At 71.3% G+C, this 19271-nt stretch carries 18 protein-coding genes and 1 riboswitch; of the genes, 11 read left to right on the top strand and 7 right to left on the bottom strand.

Features of this window, described 5'->3' with window-relative positions; all coding sequences use genetic code 11:
• Positions 1 to 51 precede the first annotated feature (51 nt).
• The 8 genes from BSL84_RS22265 (at position 52) to def (ending at position 7898) form a co-directional block, all read left to right on the top strand.
• Positions 52 to 870: an SOS response-associated peptidase gene (locus tag BSL84_RS22265; protein ID WP_030030540.1), complete on the top strand. Its 819-nt coding sequence runs from the start codon at positions 52 to 54 to the stop codon at positions 868 to 870.
• Positions 871 to 907: 37 nt separating this feature from the next.
• Positions 908 to 1558, top strand: coding sequence for an alpha/beta family hydrolase (locus BSL84_RS22270; protein ID WP_075970986.1), 651 nt, complete (start codon positions 908 to 910; stop codon positions 1556 to 1558).
• A gap of 295 nt (positions 1559 to 1853) precedes the next feature.
• Positions 1854 to 2498 (top strand): sigma-70 family RNA polymerase sigma factor, encoded by a 645-nt coding sequence (locus BSL84_RS22275; protein ID WP_030032333.1) that lies wholly within the window; start codon positions 1854 to 1856, stop codon positions 2496 to 2498.
• Positions 2495 to 2800 (top strand): mycothiol system anti-sigma-R factor, encoded by a 306-nt coding sequence (rsrA, locus tag BSL84_RS22280; RefSeq protein ID WP_030032336.1) that lies wholly within the window; start codon positions 2495 to 2497, stop codon positions 2798 to 2800. Before BSL84_RS22275 ends, rsrA begins: the two co-directional genes overlap by 4 nt.
• Before the next feature lie 199 nt (positions 2801 to 2999).
• Complete coding sequence (locus BSL84_RS34865) at positions 3000 to 4790, top strand: HD-GYP domain-containing protein (protein ID WP_234363496.1); 1791 nt, start codon at positions 3000 to 3002, stop codon at positions 4788 to 4790.
• Complete coding sequence (locus tag BSL84_RS22290; protein WP_045323500.1) at positions 4787 to 6046, top strand: HD-GYP domain-containing protein; 1260 nt, start codon at positions 4787 to 4789, stop codon at positions 6044 to 6046. The genes BSL84_RS34865 and BSL84_RS22290 overlap by 4 nt, the downstream gene beginning before the upstream one ends.
• A gap of 119 nt (positions 6047 to 6165) precedes the next feature.
• Positions 6166 to 7170: a tetratricopeptide repeat protein gene (locus tag BSL84_RS22295; protein WP_030026762.1), complete on the top strand. Its 1005-nt coding sequence runs from the start codon at positions 6166 to 6168 to the stop codon at positions 7168 to 7170.
• Positions 7171 to 7253: 83 nt separating this feature from the next.
• A complete protein-coding gene (gene def, locus BSL84_RS22300) occupies positions 7254 to 7898 on the top strand; it encodes a peptide deformylase (protein WP_030026764.1) in 645 nt (214 codons plus the stop codon).
• 33 nt (positions 7899 to 7931) lie between these two features.
• Here def and BSL84_RS22305 read toward each other — a convergent pair whose 3' ends face one another.
• Entirely contained in the window at positions 7932 to 8897 is a 966-nt protein-coding gene (locus BSL84_RS22305; RefSeq protein WP_075970988.1) for a helix-turn-helix domain-containing protein, read from the bottom strand.
• 81 nt (positions 8898 to 8978) lie between these two features.
• Here BSL84_RS22305 and BSL84_RS22310 point away from each other — a divergent pair, with 81 nt between their 5' ends.
• Positions 8979 to 9206: a hypothetical protein gene (locus BSL84_RS22310; protein WP_037660861.1), complete on the top strand. Its 228-nt coding sequence runs from the start codon at positions 8979 to 8981 to the stop codon at positions 9204 to 9206.
• A gap of 84 nt (positions 9207 to 9290) precedes the next feature.
• Here the strand turns inward: BSL84_RS22310 and BSL84_RS22315 are convergent, their stop codons facing one another.
• The 3 genes from BSL84_RS22315 to BSL84_RS22325 all read right to left on the bottom strand — a co-directional run bounded on the left by BSL84_RS22315 (position 9291) and on the right by BSL84_RS22325 (position 13556).
• Positions 9291 to 10361: a ribonucleotide-diphosphate reductase subunit beta gene (locus BSL84_RS22315; protein WP_037660864.1), complete on the bottom strand. Its 1071-nt coding sequence runs from the start codon at positions 10359 to 10361 to the stop codon at positions 9291 to 9293.
• On the bottom strand, positions 10361 to 12748 hold the full coding sequence (locus BSL84_RS22320) for a ribonucleoside-diphosphate reductase subunit alpha (RefSeq protein ID WP_030026767.1): 2388 nt from the start codon (positions 12746 to 12748) through the stop codon (positions 10361 to 10363). The genes BSL84_RS22315 and BSL84_RS22320 overlap by 1 nt, the downstream gene beginning before the upstream one ends.
• A gap of 136 nt (positions 12749 to 12884) precedes the next feature.
• A riboswitch (cobalamin riboswitch) is annotated at positions 12885 to 13014 on the bottom strand.
• Between the two features lie 44 nt (positions 13015 to 13058).
• Complete coding sequence (locus tag BSL84_RS22325; RefSeq protein WP_075970989.1) at positions 13059 to 13556, bottom strand: GNAT family N-acetyltransferase; 498 nt, start codon at positions 13554 to 13556, stop codon at positions 13059 to 13061.
• A 78-nt stretch (positions 13557 to 13634) separates the two neighbouring features.
• Between BSL84_RS22325 and BSL84_RS22330 the strand changes: the two genes are divergently transcribed.
• Positions 13635 to 14219, top strand: a complete 585-nt coding sequence (locus BSL84_RS22330; RefSeq protein ID WP_030026769.1) for a Uma2 family endonuclease — start codon at positions 13635 to 13637, stop codon at positions 14217 to 14219.
• Between the two features lie 51 nt (positions 14220 to 14270).
• Here the strand turns inward: BSL84_RS22330 and BSL84_RS22335 are convergent, their stop codons facing one another.
• From BSL84_RS22335 to BSL84_RS22345, 3 genes are all read right to left on the bottom strand, one after another.
• Positions 14271 to 14468: a YbdD/YjiX family protein gene (locus BSL84_RS22335; protein WP_030026770.1), complete on the bottom strand. Its 198-nt coding sequence runs from the start codon at positions 14466 to 14468 to the stop codon at positions 14271 to 14273.
• Positions 14465 to 16687 carry a carbon starvation CstA family protein gene (locus BSL84_RS22340; protein ID WP_199816303.1) on the bottom strand — a complete coding sequence of 741 codons (2223 nt, stop codon included), beginning with the start codon at positions 16685 to 16687 and terminating at the stop codon, positions 14465 to 14467. Before BSL84_RS22340 ends, BSL84_RS22335 begins: the two co-directional genes overlap by 4 nt.
• A gap of 128 nt (positions 16688 to 16815) precedes the next feature.
• On the bottom strand, positions 16816 to 17580 hold the full coding sequence (locus BSL84_RS22345; RefSeq protein ID WP_030026774.1) for a GntR family transcriptional regulator: 765 nt from the start codon (positions 17578 to 17580) through the stop codon (positions 16816 to 16818).
• A 289-nt stretch (positions 17581 to 17869) separates the two neighbouring features.
• Between BSL84_RS22345 and BSL84_RS22350 the strand changes: the two genes are divergently transcribed.
• Positions 17870 to 19150: an extracellular solute-binding protein gene (locus tag BSL84_RS22350; protein WP_075970990.1), complete on the top strand. Its 1281-nt coding sequence runs from the start codon at positions 17870 to 17872 to the stop codon at positions 19148 to 19150.
• Positions 19151 to 19271: the final 121 nt, after the last annotated feature.

The raw sequence follows: 19271 nt of genomic DNA on the forward strand, positions 1-19271 counted from the left end.
GGTGGCGGACTCCTTGCGGTGGTTTGCGGTGGACATGGCAGTGTGACAGCCATGTGCGGACGGTATGCAGCGAGTCGTGGACCGCAGGACCTCGTGGAGGCCTTCGGCATCGAGAAGTGGGAACCCGAGGAGGCCCTGGCACCCGACTTCAACGTGGCGCCGACCAAGGAGGTCCACGTCGTCCTCGACCGCCCCCTGAAGGACGCTCCGGATCCGCGTCCGGTTCGCCAGCTGCGCGTCCTGAAATGGGGGCTCGTGCCCTCGTGGGCAAAGAACCCCGACGGCGCCGCCCGGATGATCAACGCCCGGTCGGAGACCCTGCACGAGAAGCCGTCCTTCCGCCGGGCCTTCGCCCAGCGCCGCTGCATCATCCCCGCCGACGGGTACTACGAGTGGGTCACCGCGCACGACGAGCGGCAGCTGGAGGTGGAGGGCAGGAAGAAGCGGGCCCGCAAGCAGCCCTACTTCGTGCTTCCCTCCGACGGCTCCCCCTTCGCCATGGCCGGCATATACGAGTTCTGGCGCGACCGGACCCTGCCCGACGAGCACCCCCTCGCCTGGTGGGTGACCTGCTCGGTGATCACCACCGAGGCCGAGACCGGGCCCCTGGGCGTGGCCCCCGCCGAAGGGCCGCGCTCCCTCGCCGACATCCACCCGCGGATGCCGCTGATGCTCACCCCCGACCGCTGGGACGCCTGGCTGGACCCCGCGAACACCGACACCGAGGGCTCCCTGCGGGAGCTGCTGGCACCCCCGCCGGGCGGCCTGATGCGCGCCTACCCGGTCTCGACCGCCGTGAGCAACGTACGCAACAACGGGCCCGAGCTGCTGACGGAGCTGGCCGCCCCGGAGGAGGGCACGCTCTTCTGAGGCCTGCCGCCGGTGGCGGGGACGGCACGATGGACCCATGACCACGCGCACCGAGAGTGTCGACACCCCCGCGGGCGAGGCCCGCGTCACCTGGCACACCGCGCCCCGGGCCCGGCTCGTCCTCGCCCTGGGCCACGGCGCGGGCGGCGGCATCGAGGCCCGGGACCTCCAGGCACTGGCCGCCGCGCTCCCCGCCCGCCGGATCACGGTGGCGCTCGTCGAACAGCCCTGGCGGGTCGCCGGGAAGAAGGTCGCCGCCGCGCCCAAGACGCTGGACGAGGGCTGGCGCGGGCTGTGGCCGGCCCTGACCCGGCCCGGACTGCCGGTCGTCGCCGGCGGGCGCAGCGCCGGCGCCCGCGTGGCCTGCCGCACCGCCGGGGAACTGGACGCCGCCGGGGTGCTGGCCCTCGCCTTCCCGCTGCACCCGCCCGGCCGGCCCGAGAAGTCCCGGGCCTCGGAGCTCACCGGAGCCGGACGGCCGGCCCTCGTGGTCCAGGGCGGCCGTGACCCCTTCGGCCGCCCCGACGAGTTCCCGCCGCCGGCCGGGCGGCACCCGTACGAACTCGTCGAGGTGGCCCACGGCGATCACGGCTTCGCGGTGCCGAAGAAGGCCGCCACCACCCAGGAGGAGGCACTGCGGACGATCACCGAGGCGGTCGGCGGATGGCTCGACCGGCTCCCCGCGTGAGCCCGGCCACACCCCGCCCCCCACGGCTCGGAAAAGGCCGAAAACCCTTGGCGCAGGGGGAATGCGCCGCCCCGCCCCCGGCGTTGTCCCGGATGTCGGTACACACGGAACGTCGGAGGAGAGGGAGCGAATGACCCAGGTCATCAGCCAGAACCGTCCGCAGGCCGCTGACCTGGACTGGACGGTGCTGCCCGCGCCCAAGCGCAGCCCGCTTCGGGCGGCGGGGGGCCGGGAAGGTCGACTATTCTCCGATTCGAGCGGATCCGCTTTCGGAGCCGCCACGCAGTCGGAGGAGGTGGGTCCTGTCGCTGGGACCGACGAAGGCCACGCGGAGGAGACGACCCTGGAGCGCAACGCGCGCTTCGAACGGGACGCCCTCGGCTACCTCGACCAGATGTACTCGGCCGCGCTGCGTATGACGCGCAATCCGGCCGACGCCGAGGACCTGGTCCAGGAGACGTACGCGAAGGCGTACGCGTCCTTCCACCAGTTCCGCGAGGGCACCAACCTGAAGGCGTGGCTGTACCGCATCCTGACCAACACGTTCATCAACTCCTACCGCAAGAAGCAGCGCGAGCCCCAGCGCAGTGCCGCGGAGGAGATCGAGGACTGGCAGCTGGCCCGCGCCGAGTCGCACATGTCGACCGGACTGCGCTCGGCCGAGTCGCAGGCGCTCGACCACCTGCCCGACTCGGATGTGAAGGAAGCCCTGCAGGCCATTCCGGAAGAGTTCCGTATCGCGGTCTATCTTGCCGACGTAGAGGGCTTTGCGTACAAGGAGATCGCGGACATCATGGGTACACCCATCGGAACGGTCATGTCGCGACTGCACCGTGGCCGCCGTCAACTCCGCGGAATGCTGGAGGACTACGCCCGTGAGCGCGGGCTGGTTCCCGCGGGCGCTGGCGAGGCGAACGACCGGAAAGGCTCGGGCTCATGAGTTGCGGAGAGCCGCACGAGACAGAGTGCTCTGAGGTCCTGGACCACCTGTACGAGTTCCTCGACCATGAGATGCCCGACAGCGACTGCACGAAGTTCGAGACCCACTTCGGCGAGTGCAATCCCTGTCTGGAGAAGTACGGGCTGGAACAGGCCGTGAAGAAGCTGGTCAAGCGGTGCTGCGGGTCGGACGACGTGCCGAGCGACCTGCGGTCGAAGGTGATGGGCCGGATCGAGCTGATCCGGTCCGGTCAGGCGGTCCCCGACCACGACGTCACCGCCGACAATCCCGCTCCCGGCTGACCACTCCGAAAACAGTCGAACAGCTGAACAACCGCCCCCGGAAGATCAGTTCATTCACCCGAATGTGCTAATCCGGGGGCGTCCGCATGGCGCAATACGAAAATGTGGCCCGCCCCGCTCGGAGCCCCACCTATTCTCCCCAGTCGGTACCGATCGGATTCGGCACCCGGCTTGCCCGGCCCAGGGGGAGGAGAGCGCCATGCGGGACCTTCCGCCGGCCGCGCGCGGATTCGTCCTCTGCGCCGTCCTGGCCACGCTCGCCTGCACCGCCCCTGCCCTCACGGATTCCGCTTCCCGGCCGGCCGTGATCCTGCTCGCCGGGCTCTACCTCGGCTGCGAGCTGGCGAAGAGCTGTCCCCTGCCGGGCCTGCGGGTGCCCGAGGGCACCGGCCCCTTCCTCCCCGTGGTGCTCGCCGCCGTCTACCTGCTGCCTCCCGCGGCCGCCGCCCTCGTCGCGCTGCCCGGAGCCTTCGCCGCCCCCGCGGCCCGGCCGGCCGCCCTGCTCCGGCGGATGTGGCACGCCGCCCAGCAGTCCATCGGAGCCTGGACCGCAGGACAGGTCTTCGCACTGCTCGCCGGCCCGGACGCACTCGGCGCGGGGGCCTCCGGCGGACCAGGAGCCGCAGCCGGCGCCGGGCCCTCCGCATGGCCGGCCGACTTCCCCTACGCGCTGCTCCCCGCCACGGCGGCGGCCGCCGCCCTCTGCCTTGTGGTCACCGCGCTCGACGGGGCCATCCTGGCCGCCGCCGAGGCCAGGCTCCTCTCTTTCAGGCTCGGTTCGCCTGCGGGGCGCTTGTTGCCGGCTCGTGGGGTCGTGCGTGCTCGTAAACCGCTCGTTCCTCGCGGTTTCCTCCGCGCGCTCGCCCCCACTCCCCGGCGCGCCCCTTCGGCTCACTCGCGCTTTCTTTCGTGGCTCGGTTCGCCTGCGGGGCGCTTGTTGCCGGCTCGTGGGGTCGTGCGTGCTCGTAAACCGCTCGTTCCTCGCGGTTTCCTCCGCGCGCTCGCCCCCGCTCCCCGGCGCGCCCCTTCGGCTCACTCGCCCGTGACCCGCGCCCTCGGCCCGTACTGCGTCCACGGGCTCGCCGGTCTGATGACGGCCGTCATGTGGCGCAGCCCGTACGGACTGCCGGCCGCGCTGCTCGTCCTGCTGCCGACGTACGTCTCCTGCCGGGTCTTCGCCCAGTACCACCGCGAGCGCGCCGCCCACCAGGCCACCATCCGCGCCCTCGTCCAGGCCGTCGACATCAAGGACCGCTACACGCGCGGCCACAGCGAACGCGTCGGCCAGGCCTCCACGATGATCGCCCGCGAGCTGGGCATGGCCGAGGAGCGGCTGGAGGTGGTGCGCATGGCCGGCGTCCTCCACGATGTCGGCAAACTCGGCGTCCCGACCCGGCTGCTGCGCAAGGACGGCCCCCTGACCCCGCAGGAGCGCCGGATCATCGAGCTGCACCCCGAGTACGGGCACGAGATGGTGCGCGGCATCGGCTTCCTGGGAGAGGCCAGGTCCGCGATCCTGCACCACCACGAACGGGTCGACGGCTCCGGCTACCCCTACGGGCTGACCGGCGAGCAGATCCCGGTGCTGGCCCGGGTGGTGGCGGTGGCCGACGCCTTCGACGCGATGACCTCCACCCGCTCCTACAGCCGGGCCCGGCCGGTGCCCACCGCCCTCGCCGAGCTGAACCGGTGCGCGGGCGCCCAGTTCGACCCGGCGATGGTACGGGCCCTCGCCGACGCCATCGCCCGGCACGGCTGGCATCCCGCTGCCACCACCGACGACGACCTCCAGGTGATCAGCGCGGAGGCCCCCGCCCCTGCCACCGCCCCCGCCGCGGTACCGACGGGCCGGGGCCCGGTCGCACCGCCGCCTCCGCCCGGCAACGGCGGCCTCCTGCCCGAGGGGGCCCGCACCGGCGGCGGGAGGCAGGCACCGCACGTCGACGCCCGGCGCGGCCAGGGCGCGGACGGCGCCGGGGCGGGCGGATGAGGGGCGCAGCCGGGTGGGCGGTGCGGGCAACCGCTGCCGTGCTGACCGCCGTGGCCCTCGCCCACACCCTGTGGCACGGACTGGCCGAGCCCGGCGCCGCCCTGGCCTTCGGCACCCTCGTCGCCGTAGGCGAACTCGCCCGCGCGGACGGGCCGGACACCCCCGGGGAGCAGCCCGCACCGCTCGGCTCGGCCGGCGCCCTCGCCTACGCCCTGTTCGGCCAGAACGCAGGCCACCCGACCCACCACGGCGCGCTGGAGACCGTCGCCGTCGTCGTCGCGGCCGCCCTCGCGGGGATCGTCCCGCACGTCGCCCGCGGCCGCGGCCCCGCCCTGGACCACCTCGCCCGCCGGGTGCTCACCGTCGCCTTCGCCGCGGCCTGCTTCCGGCCGCTCCACCACCCCGGAGGACTGGAAGAGCGGTTCGGTCAGGGCCCCTACCTCGTCGTCCTCCTGCTGCTCCTGCTGGTCCTCACCACCCTGTGCGACGCCGTCCTCGCCGCCACCCTCGCCCGCGCCCGCACGGGCTCGGCGTACGGGCCCCTGTTGCGCGACGGGATGCACGCCCAGCTCGGCATCGGCTCCGCGGTGTGCGCCACCGGCGTCGTCATGGCGCTCGGCACAGCCGCCGCTGGCCTGTGGGCCGTCCCCGTCCTCGGCGTGCCCCTGCTGCTGACCCAGCTCTCCTGCCACCGGATCACCGCGATCCGCACCACCTGCCGCGAGACGGTCACCTCCCTGGCCCGGGCCACCGAGATCGCCGGGTACACGCGGCCGGGCCACTCCCGCCGGGTCGCGGCCCTGAGCTGCGCCGTCGGCCGGGAGCTGGGTCTGTCCGAGCGGGACCTCACCGTGCTGGAGTACGCCGCCCTGATGCACGACATCGGCCAGCTCTCCCTGGTCGACCCGGTGCCCGGCGGGGCGACCGCCGAGCTGCCCGCCGCCGAGGCCCGCCGGATCGCCGGGCTGGGCGGCGAGGTGGCCCGGCAGGCCGGGGTGCCCGCCGAGGTCGCCGTGGTGGTGGAACGGCAGGCGGACCCGTACCGGGAGCAGCCGCCACTGGCCCGGATCGTGCGCGCGGTGAACGCCTACGACGACCTGGCGGGCGGCGGCCGTCACCCGGGCGGCGCACTGGCCGCCCTGGAACAGCTGCGCCTGGGCACCGGGAAGGATTACCAGCCGGAGGTCGTGGAATGCCTGGCGAGGGTTCTGGCCAGGGGCGGACGTGGCAGAGTGGTGCCCGTTCCACCTGGGTAACCCATGGGTAATGAGCGGCCGTCCGAGTGGGCATGGTTGGATGCCAGTAAGAGTGTCCGCAAGGCTGCACCGTAGTCCCCAGCCACCCGCTGGGAGGTGCCCCCAGGCAGGCGGGAATCGTGAGGATCTTCGGGAAGGTACGGCATCGGCCCTCCGCCTCGTGGCGGCAGGCCACCGACCGCGCGTTCACGCTGATCGGCGACGGGCGGTACGAGGACGCGGGCGCGCTGCTGACCAGAGCCGCCGACCTGGAGCCGTGGCTCTCCGAGTCCTGGTTCAACCTGGCCCTGCTGCACAAGTTCCGGCACGACTGGGAGCAGGCGCGGGCCGCCGGGCTGCGCGCCGTGGCCCTGCTCGACCGCGAGACCGGGGCGCCCGACTGGTGGAACGTAGGGATCGCCGCCACCGCGCTCCAGGACTGGCCGCTCGCCCGGCGGGCCTGGCAGGCGTACGGGCTGAAGGTGCCCGGGGACTCCCACGGGGCCAACGGCGCCGGCGGGAACGGCGAGCCGGTCGGCATGGAGCTGGGCAGCGCCGCCGTGCGGCTGTCGCCCGAGGGCGAGGCTGAGGTGGTCTGGGGCCGCCGGCTCGATCCGGCCAGGCTGGAGGTCCTGTCGATCCCCCTGCCCTCCTCGGGACGGCGCTGGGGCGAGGTCGTCCTCCACGACGGTGTCCCGCACGGCGAACGGGTGACCGCGGCCGGACCCTCGTACCCGGTGTTCGACGAGATCGAGCTGTGGGCGCCGTCGCCCGTGCCGACCTGGGTGGTGCTGCTGGAGGCGGCCTCCGAGGCCGACCGCGACGCGCTGGAGCAGCTGGCCTCGGACGCCGGCTTCGCCGCCGAGGACTGGTCCTCGTCGGTACGGCTGCTGTGCCGGACCTGCTCGGAGAGCGAGATGCCGAGCGACGAGGGCGACGGGGAGCACCTGGACCCGCACGACCACAGCGAGCCGGGGCACCCCGGACCGCTGGGGCACCGGACGGCGGGCTCCGGCTCCCTGTGGGTGCCCGAGCGCGAGTGCGGCATCGCGGCACCGGCCGGGCTGGTGCGCGGGCTCCTCGACGGGTGGGTCGCCGACAGCCCTGACAGCCGCGAGTGGCGGGATCTCGAAGAAGTCTGCTGAGCCGGGGCCGTAGGCTGTACGGGCACATCGGTGGCCATCGGCGACCACCGGTGACCGGGACTTACGGAAGGCGTACGGCGGACATGGCGCAGCAGGAGAACCAGGTTGTCGATGGCGGCGAGGTCGTGAACGACGGTTACGTCGTGGACACCGAGGACTGTGAGGCGCGCGAGCTGGCCCACCGGGAGCGCGGCACCGCCCGCCCCATCACGGTCGTCGGCAACCCGGTCCTGCACAGTGAGTGCAAGGACGTCACCGAGTTCGGTGACGAGCTGGCCCAGCTGATCGACGACATGTTCGCCAGCCAGAAGGCGGCCGAGGGCGTGGGCCTGGCCGCGAACCAGATCGGCGTGGACGCCAAGGTCTTCGTCTACGACTGCCCGGACGACGAGGGCGTGCGCCACACCGGTGTCGTGGTCAACCCCAGGCTCGTCGAGCTCCCGGCCGGCTCGCGGGTGCTGGACGACTCCAACGAGGGCTGCCTGTCCGTCCCGACGGCGTACGCCTCGCTGGCCCGCCCGGACTACGCCGAGGTCGAGGGCCAGGACGCCCAGGGCAACCCGATCAAGGTCCGTGGCACCGGCTACTTCGCCCGCTGCCTGCAGCACGAGACCGACCACCTGTACGGCTACCTGTACATCGACCGGCTCTCGAAGCGGGACCGCAAGGACGCCCTGCGCCAGATGGCGGAGGGCACCCCGCGCTACGAGACCGTCCCGAACGACTGACCCGCGACCCCGGTCACGCCTCACGCCTCACGCCTACGCCGCCTGCGGGCCCCGGAAGGCACGCCTGAAGGAGTTCGGCGTGGTGCCCAGGGTCCGCAGGAAGTGGTGGCGCAGCGCGGCCGCGTTGCCGAAGCCGGAGCGGCCCGCGATCGCGTCGACCGTGTCGTCGGTGGACTCCAGCAACTCCTGCGCCAGCATCACCCGCTGGCGCAGCACCCACTTGTACGGCGTCGTGCCGGTCTCCTGGAGGAAGCGGCGGGCGAACGTGCGCGGTGACATGTGCGCGCGCTCCGCGAGTTGCTCGACGGTGATCTCCTCCGCCAGGTGGCGGGCCATCCACTCGATCACCTCACCCACCGTGTCGCAGGACGTGCGCGGCAGCGGCCGCTGGATGTACTGCGCCTGCCCGCCGTCCCGGTGCGGCGGGACGACCATCCGCCGCGCGATCGCGTTGGCCACCTCCGCGCCGTGCTCCTGGCGGACCACGTGCAGGCAGGCGTCGATGCCCGAGGCGGTGCCGGCCGAGGTGATCACCGGGCCCTCGTCGACGTAGAGCACGTCCGGGTCGACCAGCGCCCGCGGGAAGCGCCGCGTCAGGGCCTGGGCGTGCATCCAGTGGGTGGTGCAGCGCCGGCCGTCCAGCAGACCCGCCGCGCCGAGCACGTAGGCCCCGCTGCACACGCTGAGCACCCGCGCGCCGCGCTCCACCCCGCGCCGCAGGGCAGCCAGGAGCGGCTCCGGGAAATCGCGCTCGGAGGCGTTGCGGAAGGCGGGCACGCAGATCAGGTCGGCGCTCTCCAGCCGCTCCGGCCCGTGGGCCGGGGTGAACCCGAAACCGGTGCCGGACATGGCCAGCGGCCCGTCCTGCCCCGCGCAGACGGCGAAGTCGTACACCGGCAGTCCGTGGTCGCTGCGGTCGATCCCGAAGACCTCGCAGAAGATCCCGAACTCGAAGGGGGCCACGTCGTCGAGGAGGGCCACGGCCACATTGGTCAACATGCACCCAGTGTGGCAGTAATTCGCTCTTCCATGGCAGTCCTGCCAGTGGCCGGGTCGTGTGAACGGAGCGACAGTGGATACATGAACACGTTCCTGAGCTACCTCGCCGTCCTCGCCGTCGCCGCCCTGCTGCTCGCCCCCAGCCTCTACGGGGCCCTGCGCGAACGGCGGATCGACCGGCAGATCCGGGCCGTCGAGACCCGGCTCGTGTGGCTGCCCCGGCAGAAGGCGGGCGGCATGCCGCCCACCCCGCGCCGCCGGCACGGCCCGCAGCCCGCCGGCGCGCGCCCGGGACGCCTCGCCCACTGAGCCGCGACGGCGCCCGCCACCGCCCCGGGACGCGAAGAGCCGGGACGCGATTCGTTCGCGTCCCGGCTCTCGGTGCTTTCCGGCCTAGAAGTCCTCGTCCAGGTCGACCGTGCCCTCGACCGCGACCTGGTAGGCCGACGGACGGCGCTCGAAGAAGTTCGTCAGCTCCTGGACGCCCTGCAGCTCCATGAACGAGAACGGGTTCTGCGAGCCGTACACCGGCGGGAAGCCGAGGCGGACCAGGCGCTGGTCCGCGACGCACTCCAGGTACTCGCGCATCGACTCGGTGTTCATGCCCGGCAGGCCGTCACCACACAGGTCGCGGCCGAACTGCAGCTCCGCCTCCACGGCCTCCTTCAGCATGTCGGTGACCTGCTGCTGGAGCTCGTCGTCGAAGAGCTCGGGCTCCTCCTTGCGGACGGTGTCCACGACCTCGAAGGCGAAGTTCATGTGCATCGTCTCGTCACGGAACACCCAGTTGGTGCCGGTGGCCAGACCGTGCAGCAGACCGCGGGAGCGGAACCAGTACACGTACGCGAAGGCGCCGTAGAAGAAGAGGCCCTCGATGCACGCGGCGAAGCAGATCAGGTTCAGCAGGAAGCGGCGGCGGTCGGCCTGCGTCTCCAGCCGCTCGATCTTCTCGACCGAGTCCATCCACTTGAAGCAGAACTGCGCCTTCTCACGGATGGAGGGGATCTCCTCCACCGCGTCGAACGCCGCCGCGCGGTCGTCCGGGTCGGGCAGGTAGGTGTCGAGCAGCGTCAGATAGAACTGGACGTGCACGGCCTCCTCGAACAGCTGGCGCGACAGGTACAGACGCGCCTCAGGGGAGTTGATGTGCTTGTAGAGCGTCAGCACCAGGTTGTTCGAGACGATCGAGTCGCCCGTCGCGAAGAACGCGACCAGCCGGCCGATCATGTGCTGCTCGGCGGGCGTCAGCTTCGCGAGGTCCGCGACGTCCGAGTGGAGGTCGACCTCCTCCACCGTCCACGTGTTCTTGATCGCGTCCCGGTAGCGCTCGTAGAAGTCCGGGTAGCGCATCGGACGGAGCGTGAGCTCGAAGCCCGGGTCCAGGAGGTTCTTGACTTCGGAGGTGTCGGCACGAAGTGCCGTCGTTGAGGGGCGGTGGTCGGGTGACGGGTGGGGGGAGCTCATTACTGGCACGCCTCGCAGGACTCGGGGTTCTCAAGGGAGCAGGCCAGCGCCTCGGCGTCGACGGCCTGCGGGAGGGCCACCGGAGCGGCGGTGGCGGCCTGGGCGGCGCGGGCGATCTTCGTCGCCGGGCGCGAGCGCAGGTAGTAGGTGGTCTTCAGGCCCTGCTTCCAGGCGTACGCGTACATCGAGCTGAGCTTGCCGATGGTCGGCGTCTCCAGGAACAGGTTCAGCGACTGCGACTGGTCCAGGAACGGCGTGCGGGCCGCCGCCATGTCGATCAGACCGCGCTGCGGGATCTCCCACGCCGTGCGGTACAGCTCGCGCACCTCGGCCGGGATCCAGCCGAAGCCCTGCACCGAGCCCGAGGAGTCGCGCAGCGCCTCACGGGTCTGGGCGTCCCACACGCCGAGCTGCTTCAGCTCCTCCACCAGATAGCCGTTGACCTGGAGGAACTCGCCCGACAGCGTCTCGCGCTTGAACAGGTTGGAGACCTGCGGCTCGATGCACTCGTACACGCCGGCGATCGAGGCGATCGTCGCAGTCGGCGCGATGGCCAGCAGCAGGGAGTTGCGCATGCCGGTCTCGGCGACCCGGGCGCGCAGCGCGTCCCAGCGCTCCGGCCAGTTCAGCTCGGTGTCGTAGTGGTCCGGGTGCAGGACGCCACGCGCGGTACGGGTCTGCTCCCAGGCCGGCAGCGGGCCGCTGCGCTCGGCGAGGTCGCAGGAGGCCTCGTACGCGGCCAGCATGATGCGCTCGGAGAGCTTGGTCGACAGGGCCTTCGCCTCGGGGGAGTCGAAGGGCAGCTTCAGCTTGAAGAAGACGTCCTGGAGGCCCATCGCGCCCAGGCCCACCGGACGCCAGCGGGCGTTGGAGCGGCCGGCCTGCTCGGTCGGGTAGAAGTTGATGTCCACCACGCGGTCGAGGAAGGTCACCGCCGTGCGGACGGTCTCGTCCAGGCGCTCCCAGTCGATCTCGCCGGTCTCCGGGAGCACGAAGGCGCCCAGGTTGACCGAGCCGAGGTTGCAGACGGCCGTCTCTCCGTCGTTGGTGACCTCGATGATCTCGGTGCACAGGTTCGAGGAGTGGACGACGGTGCCCGGCTCGGCGGTCTGGTTGGCCGTGCGGTTGGACGCGTCCTTGAAGGTCATCCAGCCCTGGCCGGTCTGCGCGAGGGTGCGCATCATCCGGCCGTACAGGTCGCGGGCGGGCATGGTCTTGCGGGCCAGGCCGTCGGCCTCGGCCTTGCGGTAGGCGGCGTCGAACTCGTCGCCCCACAGGTCGACCAGCTCGGGCACGTCGGCCGGGGAGAACAGCGACCACTCGGCGTCGGCGTTCACGCGGCGCATGAACTCGTCCGGCACCCAGTGGGCCAGGTTCAGGTTGTGGGTGCGGCGCTGGTCCTCACCGGTGTTGTCGCGGAGCTCCAGGAACTCCTCGATGTCCGCGTGCCAGGTCTCCAGGTAGACGGCGGCGGCGCCCTTGCGGCGGCCGCCCTGGTTCACGGCGGCGACGGAGGCGTCGAGGGTCTTCAGGAACGGCACGATGCCGTTGGAGTGGCCGTTGGTGCCGCGGATCAGCGAACCGCGGGCGCGGATGCGGGAGTACGACAGGCCGATGCCGCCCGCGTGCTTCGACAGGCGCGCGACCTGGTGGTAGCGGTCGTAGATCGAGTCCAGCTCGTCCAGCGGGGAGTCCAGCAGGTAGCAGGAGGACATCTGCGGGTGCCGGGTGCCGGAGTTGAAGAGCGTGGGGGAGGACGGCAGGTAGTCGAGGCGGCTCATCAGCCGGTACAGCGAGGCCACCTCCTCGACGGCCTGGACGCTCTCGTCCGCGGCGAGGCCGCAGGCCACGCGCAGCATGAAGTACTGCGGGGTCTCGATGACCTGACGGGTGATGGGGTGGCGCAGCAGGTAGCGGCTGTGCAGGGTGCGCAGGCCGAAGAAGCCGAAGCGGTCGTCGGCGCCCTCGGCGAGGGTGTGCTCGACCAGTGCGTCCAGGCGGCTCGCGTGCGCGCGTACGAACTCGGCGGTGCGGTCGGCGATGAGGCCCTCGCGGTGGCCGACCTCGACGGAGGCGGAGAAGGAGGTGGATCCCTGGCTCGCGGCCTCGTCCCGCACGGCCAGCGTCAGCAGGCGGGCGGCGAGCTTCGAGTAGGCGGGGTCCTCGGAGATCAGACCGGCGGCGGACTCGGTGGCCAGACCCCGCAGTTCGGCGTCGTCGGCGGCGGAGCTGCGGCCGCGGAGCGCGGCGGCGGCGACGCGGCCCGGGTCGGTGTCGGGGAGGTCCGCCGTCAGTTCGGTGAGGGTACGCAGCAGCGTGGCCCCCGGGCCCTCGGTGTTGTCGCCAGAAACGGACTCGGCGCGCGGTGCGGAAGGCGCGATGGTCACGGCGGGAGCTCTCCCTCGCTCGGCCCGGTCAACGGCGGGCGGGCGCGGGCGCATGCGGGCGTGGCAGGAACGGGCACACCGCATGGCGTCCACCGGCCCAACCGCGAGGCCCGGACGTGTCGGCACCCGGGTCGGTCGATCCGGGCGCGCTGACGGCAGGTCATCGGACTTGGCGTCCGGATGTCGGACACTTCATACCGTTGCGGGACAGTTCCGGATTCCCACCGGATTCCCCTGCGGCGACAGCAGGCATGAGCATACATGTGGGGGCGGCCTCATGCGGCAGCCCCCACATGTAGTGTCGGCGCGGCTACAGCTTGAGTCGGTACGTCAGGAGTTTCAGGCCCTCGATGGGCGCCCAGTCCCGCTCCGGAGTGCGTACGAAACCCAGCCGTACGTAGATCCGGTGGGCCCCGGCCATGCTGCGCTGGGTGGAGAGCACCAGGCCCGTGACGCCCTCGATCGCCCGCGCCCGCTCGACGCACGCCCGCACCAGGGCCTCGCCGGCGCCCTGGCCCCGGGCCGCGTGGGCCACCGCCAGCATCCGGAACTCCGCCTCGTCCGGGCCGGCTATGTCGGCGAGCGGGCTGCCGGGTGCGGCGAAGGTCACCCCGCCGAGCACCCGCCCGTCACGCTCGGCGACGAGCACCTCGGCCCGGGCGGCCCGGCCGGCCACGTCGCGCAGCACGTGCAGGTACGCGTCGTCCTCGTTGAAGTCCAGGTGCCCGTCGGCGAGGTAGGCCTGCGCCGTCATCTCGCCCAGCTCGGCGTGGTCGGCGTCCCGTACCGCTCTGATCGTGATGTCCATGCGGTCGAGTGTGCAGGACGCCTGTCGGCGCCCGGCGCTATCGTCGGAGACAGCACCGTCGAGGAAGGTGAGCGAGGCATGACCGTGATGACCGACAGGCCCCACATGCTGACCGAGGACTTCGAGGCTGTCGCGCGTATAGCCGCCAGAGAGGTCGAAGGTCTGCGGCTGGAGTTCATCGACGGGGTCATCAGGAGCAAGGCAGTGCCGGACGGAGATCACGACCGCATCGTTCTGTGGCTCGCACGCATCTGCATGCAGCACCGGCCCGAGCTGTGGCTTCACGTGGAGCGGGGGTTGGCTGTGGGGGACTACCGCTCGGGTCGCGCCCGTCCCGATGCCGCTCTCGCGGTCGATGACGCGTTTGTCGGCCAGGGCGAGTGGGCCGACCCCGCTCCGGTCCTGATGGTCGTAGAGGTCACCTCGTACGACACCGACACGGACCGGCGTGACCGCGTGGAGAAGCCCCTCGCCTACGCCCAGACGGGCATCCCTGTGTACCTGCTCATCGACCGGGAGGCGTGCGACGTGACCGTGTTCAGTGAACCGGACGGCCGCAGGTATGCGAACACCCGTACGGTGGAGTTCGGGAACGACGTTGAGCTCCCCGATCCGGTCAACATCACCCTTCAGACCGAAGTCCTCAAGGACTGGGTGCGCTGAGGAACGCCTAGGGCCCCGCCGCAGGACGCGGCGGGGCCCCCTCCCCACGTGTCAGCAGCAGCGGAAGCCCTCGCGGGGGTCCGCCTCGCGGGCGTCGGTGCGGGCGCGTTCGAAGGCGCGCCGGGTGGGGACCTCCGCGTCCGGGTCGTGCGAGCGGGCGTGGGCCACGTACCGGTCGTAGGCTGCCTCCCCGGAGAACTCCCGTACGTAGTACCTGGCCCGGGCCAGCACGGCGCGTACGCCGCTCATCCCACCGGCTCCTTGACCTGCCCGCCGCCGGAGTCGCGGTCCGCCGCCGCGGCGAGCTGCGCCCGCTCCTCGGCGGTCGCGATCAGACCGGCCGGGGCGACGATCTTCGACTCGGTCCACGGGACCTCGGACAGCGACGCCGACCCCGGGTCGCGGACGGCCTTGAGGCAGGTCCGCAGCGCGTCGGCGAGGACCACGATGATCAGGACGGCGAACAGGGCGCACAGCACGCCGTCGACCGTGGCGTTGGTGACGATCGTGTGCATGTCGTCCATGTTCTTCGCCGGGGCCAGAACCTTGTCGGCGTCGATGCCCGCCTGGTACTTGTCGCGCTGGGCGAAGAAGCCGACCTTGACGTCCTCGGAGAAGACCTTCTGGTAGCTGGCGGTGAGGGTCACCGTCGCGTCCCAGACCAGCGGGACGCCCGTCACCCAGGCCCACTTCAGCCGGCCGGACTTGACCAGCAGCGTGGTGCAGACGGCCAGCGCGACCGCGGCGAGCAGCTGGTTGGCGATGCCGAAGAGCGGGAAGAGCTGGTTGATGCCGCCCAGCGGGTCCTTGATGCCGACCCACAGGAAGTAGCCCCACGCGCCGACGACGATCGCGCTCGCGAACCACACGCCGGGCTTCCAGCTGACGTCCTTGAAGGACTTGTGGACGTTGCCGAGGGTGTCCTGGAGCATGAAGCGGCCCACGCGGGTGCCCGCGTCGAGCGTCGTCAGGATGAAGAGCGCTTCGAACATGATCGCGAAGTGGTACCAGAAGGCCTTCATCCCCGCGCCGCCCACGACGGCGGAGAAGATCTCCGACATTCCGAGTGCGAAGGTCGGCGCGCCGCCGGTGCGCGACAGCAGGCTGGATTCCTCGACGTCCTTGGCGGCCTGGGTGAGCGCTTCGGGCGAGATGGCGAAGCCGAAGTTCGTCACCGCCTGCGAGGCGGACTCGACCGTGGTGCCGATGACCCCGCCGGGGGAGTTGACGGCGAAGAAGAGGCCGGGCTCGATGATGCAGGCCGCGATGATGGCCATGACGGCGACGAACGACTCGGTCAGCATGGCGCCGTAGCCGATCATGCGGACCTGGGTCTCCTTCTGGATCATCTTCGGGGTGGTGCCCGAGGAGACCAGGGCGTGGAAGCCCGAGAGCGCGCCGCACGCGATGGTGATGAAGACGAAGGGGAACATCGACCCGGCGAAGACCGGGCCGTCGCCGCGGGCCGCGAAGTCGGTGATGGACGGCATCTTCAGGGTCGGCATCGCGACGACCACGCCGATCGCGAGAAGCGCGATGGTGCCGACCTTCATGAAGGTGGACAGGTAGTCGCGGGGCGCGAGCAGCATCCAGACCGGCAGGACGGACGCCAGGAAGCCGTACACCACCATCCAGATGACGAGCGTCTCCTTCTCCAGGGTGAAGGTCCCGGCGAAGGAGGACTCGGCGACCCAGCCGCCCGCGACGATGGCGAGCAGCAGCAGGGCGACACCGATGAGGGAGACCTCGGTGACCCGGCCCGGCCGCAGGACGCGCAGGTAGAAGCCCATGAAGACGGCGATCGGGATGGTCATGCCGATGGAGAAGACGCCCCAGGGGGAGTGGGCGAGGGCGTTGACGATGACCAGCGCCAGCACCGCCAGCAGGATGATCATGATGGCGAACACGGCGACCAGGGCGGCGGCTCCGCCCACGGGGCCGATCTCGTCCCGCGCCATCTGGCCGAGCGAACGGCCGTCGCGGCGGGTGGAGAAGAACAGCGTCACCATGTCCTGGACGGCGCCCGCGAAGATCACGCCCGCGACGATCCAGATGGTCCCGGGCAGGTAGCCCATCTGCGCGGCGAGCACGGGGCCGACGAGCGGGCCGGCGCCGGCGACGGCGGCGAAGTGGTGGCCGAAGAGCACCCGGCGGTCGGTGGGATGGAAGTCGACACCGTTGTCGAGGCGTTCGGCGGGGGTGGCCCGCGTCGCGTCGACCTTCAGTACGCGGTGCGCGATGAAGCGGGCGTAGAAGCGGTAGGCGATGGCGTACGAGCCCAGTGCGGCGGCGAGCAGCCAGGCCGCGGAGATCTCCTCGCCGCGCGAGAGCGCGAGCACGCCCCAGCCGATGGCGCCGACGAGCCCGACGAGCACCCACACGGCGATGGACTTGGGGGAGGGCGGGCCCGATGGGGTTCCCGGACCCGCCGTGTCCCGTTGTGTCCTTGTTGCTTCCGGTTCAGGCATGATCTCTCGTCCCCTCGTCGATCATCTGCGTAAGCAGGCGGAATCTACGGGGGATCACCTGGTGAACGTAAGACCCCGTCCGCATTCCGGTCGGGGAATTCCGGTACGCGGGGCGGGGTCCGGCCGTGTCAGACGGCGGGGCGCTTGAGCCTGGCGACGAACTTGTAGCGGTCGCCGCGGTACACCGAGCGCACCCACTCCACCGGTTCGCCGTCGGCGTCCAGGGAGTGCCGGGAGAGCATCAGCATCGGCAGGCCGACGTCCGTGCCGAGCAGGCCGGCCTCGCGGGGGGTGGCCAGGGAGGTCTCGATGGTCTCCTCGGCCTCCGCGAGGTGGACGTCGTACACCTCGGCGAGGGCGGTGTAGAGGGAGGTGTACTTGGCGAGCGAGCGGCGCAGCGCGGGGAAGCGCTTGGCCGACAGGTGGGTGGTCTCGATGGCCATCGGCTCGCCGCTGGCGAGGCGCAGCCGCTCGATGCGCAGCACCCGCCCACCGGTGTTGATCTTCAGCAGGCCGGCGAGGGTGTCGTCGGCGGTCACGTAGCCGATGTCGAGGAGCTGTGAGGTCGGCTCCAGGCCCTGGGCCCGCATGTCCTCCGTGTAGGAGGTCAGTTGCAGGGCCTGCGAGACCTTGGGCTTGGCGACGAAGGTGCCTTTGCCCTGGATCCGCTCCAGTCGTCCCTCGACGACCAGTTCCTGCAGGGCCTGGCGGACCGTGGTGCGCGAGGTGTCGAATTCGGCCGCGAGCGTGCGCTCCGGCGGTACCGGGGTGCCGGGCGGCAGGGTCTCGGTCATGTCGAGCAAGTGCCGCTTGAGTCGGTAGTACTTGGGTACACGCGCCGTGCGAGTGGCTGCCCCGCCGTCCGGCTCCGTGAGTGCCCCTTCGGTGGCCATCGCCGCCCGCCTTCCCGACTCCAGTTTCGCTGCCGTCACCGGCTCCTCCGATATGTGCGGTCACATGGTGACACGAGTGGGGGTACAGGCCTTCTCTCTCCCCAGGTGTCGGTCCGATAACGGACCGGGCACCCGCTCATTAGACCCTTGACACCCCTAAAGGTCTAGGCCAAGCTCCAGCTACTGGTCTACACCAATATGGATCAGATCCCAGCCCCACGGCAGTACTTCGCGTATGTCACCGCGGCGGGCAAGGGAAGTGCAGGCAGGCATCCCTGAGGAGGGTGGCGTGAAGCGCAAGCTCATCGCGGCGGTCGGTGTCGCGGGCATGATGGTCGGACTCGCGGCGTGTGGCAATGGGGACGACGACAAGGCCAAGGCCGACGCGGGTCCCAAGGAGATCACCGTCTGGGTCATGGACGGCTCCGCGCCGAAGGCCTGGATCGACGAGGTCAACAAGGAGTTCTCGGCCAAGCACCCCGGTGTGACGGTCAAGGTCGAGGAGCAGAAGTGGACCGGCATCCAGGAGAAGGTCACCACGGCCCTCTCCGAGAACAACCCTCCGGACGTCCTTGAGCTCGGCAACACCCAGACCGCCGGCTACGCGGTCACCGGCGGGCTCGCCGACCTGACGAAGGACAAGGCCGCCCTCGGCGCCAACGCCTGGCAGAAGAGCATGCTCGCCTCGGCCGAGGTCGACGGCAAGCTCTACTCCGCCCCCTGGTACGCCGCCAACCGCGTCGTCATCTACGACAAGAAGGCCTTCGCGAAGGCCGGCGTCACCCCGCCCACCACCCGCGACGAGTGGGTCGCCGGCCTGGAGAAGCTGAAGGCGGCCGACCCGTCCACCCAGCCCATCTACCTGCCCGGCCAGAGCTGGTACGTCCTCGCGGGCCTCATCTGGGACGAGGGCGGTGACCTCGCCGTCAAGGACGGCTCCAAGTGGAAGGGCGCCCTCGGCACCCCGCAGGCCGGCGCCGCGATGGAGTTCTACAAGAAGATCCAGTCCTACTCCACCGCCCCCAAGGACAAGGACGAGGCCAACCCGCAGCAGTCCACCGACATCATCCCCAAGGGCGGCGTCGCCTCCTGGATCGGTCTCGGCTGGGAGGCCGGCGGTGCCGAGAAGGCCCTGAAGGACGCGGGCAAGGAAGCCGACTTCGGCTACTTCCCGATCCCGGGCAAGACCGCCGACAAGACCAGCACCGTCTTCCTCGGCGGCTCGAACCTCGCCGTCGCCGAGCGCTCCAAGAACAAGGAGCTCGCCAAGGAGTGGCTGGCCCTCGCCGCCGGCAAGGACCAGATGACCAAGTACGCCGCCGAGACCAAGGGCGCGCTGCTGCCGAACCAGGCCGCCGCCAACTTCACCCCGGCCGCGGGCTCCTTCGCCGAGGCCATGGGCAAGGCCGGCGTCAACGGCAGGATCACCCCGGTCACCGCGGGCTGGGCGAACGTCGAGACCGAGCCGAACCCCATCAAGGAGTTCATGACCAAGGTCCTGAAGGGCGAGGACGCGGCCAAGGCCGGCGCCGAGGCGGACGCCGAGATCGCCAAGCGCATCAACAAGTAGTCCCGCGCCGCAACACCCGCAGCACCCGCTGCACCCCGTAGGACCCGCAGGACCCGCACGACCCAGCAGTGTGCACGCACCGGGGAGTGCGGCAGGTGCCCGGACACCCGCCGCGCCCCCG

It is taken from the genome of Streptomyces sp. TN58 (assembly GCF_001941845.1).
Lineage (GTDB): Bacteria > Actinomycetota > Actinomycetes > Streptomycetales > Streptomycetaceae > Streptomyces.

What these genes read in the sequence shown, in the direction of transcription:
- BSL84_RS22265 (WP_030030540.1), top strand. Translation starts at nt 52, where the DNA reads ATGTGCGGACGGTATGCAGCGAGTCGTGGACCGCAGGACCTCGTGGAG.
- BSL84_RS22270 (WP_075970986.1), top strand. Translation starts at nt 908, where the DNA reads ATGACCACGCGCACCGAGAGTGTCGACACCCCCGCGGGCGAGGCCCGC.
- rsrA (WP_030032336.1), top strand. Translation starts at nt 2,495, where the DNA reads ATGAGTTGCGGAGAGCCGCACGAGACAGAGTGCTCTGAGGTCCTGGAC.
- BSL84_RS34865 (WP_234363496.1), top strand. Translation starts at nt 3,000, where the DNA reads ATGCGGGACCTTCCGCCGGCCGCGCGCGGATTCGTCCTCTGCGCCGTC.
- BSL84_RS22290 (WP_045323500.1), top strand. Translation starts at nt 4,787, where the DNA reads ATGAGGGGCGCAGCCGGGTGGGCGGTGCGGGCAACCGCTGCCGTGCTG.
- def (WP_030026764.1), top strand. Translation starts at nt 7,254, where the DNA reads ATGGCGCAGCAGGAGAACCAGGTTGTCGATGGCGGCGAGGTCGTGAAC.
- BSL84_RS22305 (WP_075970988.1), bottom strand. Translation starts at nt 8,897, where the DNA reads ATGTTGACCAATGTGGCCGTGGCCCTCCTCGACGACGTGGCCCCCTTC.
- BSL84_RS22310 (WP_037660861.1), top strand. Translation starts at nt 8,979, where the DNA reads ATGAACACGTTCCTGAGCTACCTCGCCGTCCTCGCCGTCGCCGCCCTG.
- BSL84_RS22315 (WP_037660864.1), bottom strand. Translation starts at nt 10,361, where the DNA reads ATGAGCTCCCCCCACCCGTCACCCGACCACCGCCCCTCAACGACGGCA.
- BSL84_RS22325 (WP_075970989.1), bottom strand. Translation starts at nt 13,556, where the DNA reads ATGGACATCACGATCAGAGCGGTACGGGACGCCGACCACGCCGAGCTG.
- BSL84_RS22330 (WP_030026769.1), top strand. Translation starts at nt 13,635, where the DNA reads ATGACCGTGATGACCGACAGGCCCCACATGCTGACCGAGGACTTCGAG.
- BSL84_RS22335 (WP_030026770.1), bottom strand. Translation starts at nt 14,468, where the DNA reads ATGAGCGGCGTACGCGCCGTGCTGGCCCGGGCCAGGTACTACGTACGG.
- BSL84_RS22340 (WP_199816303.1), bottom strand. Translation starts at nt 16,687, where the DNA reads ATGCCTGAACCGGAAGCAACAAGGACACAACGGGACACGGCGGGTCCG.
- BSL84_RS22345 (WP_030026774.1), bottom strand. Translation starts at nt 17,580, where the DNA reads ATGGCCACCGAAGGGGCACTCACGGAGCCGGACGGCGGGGCAGCCACT.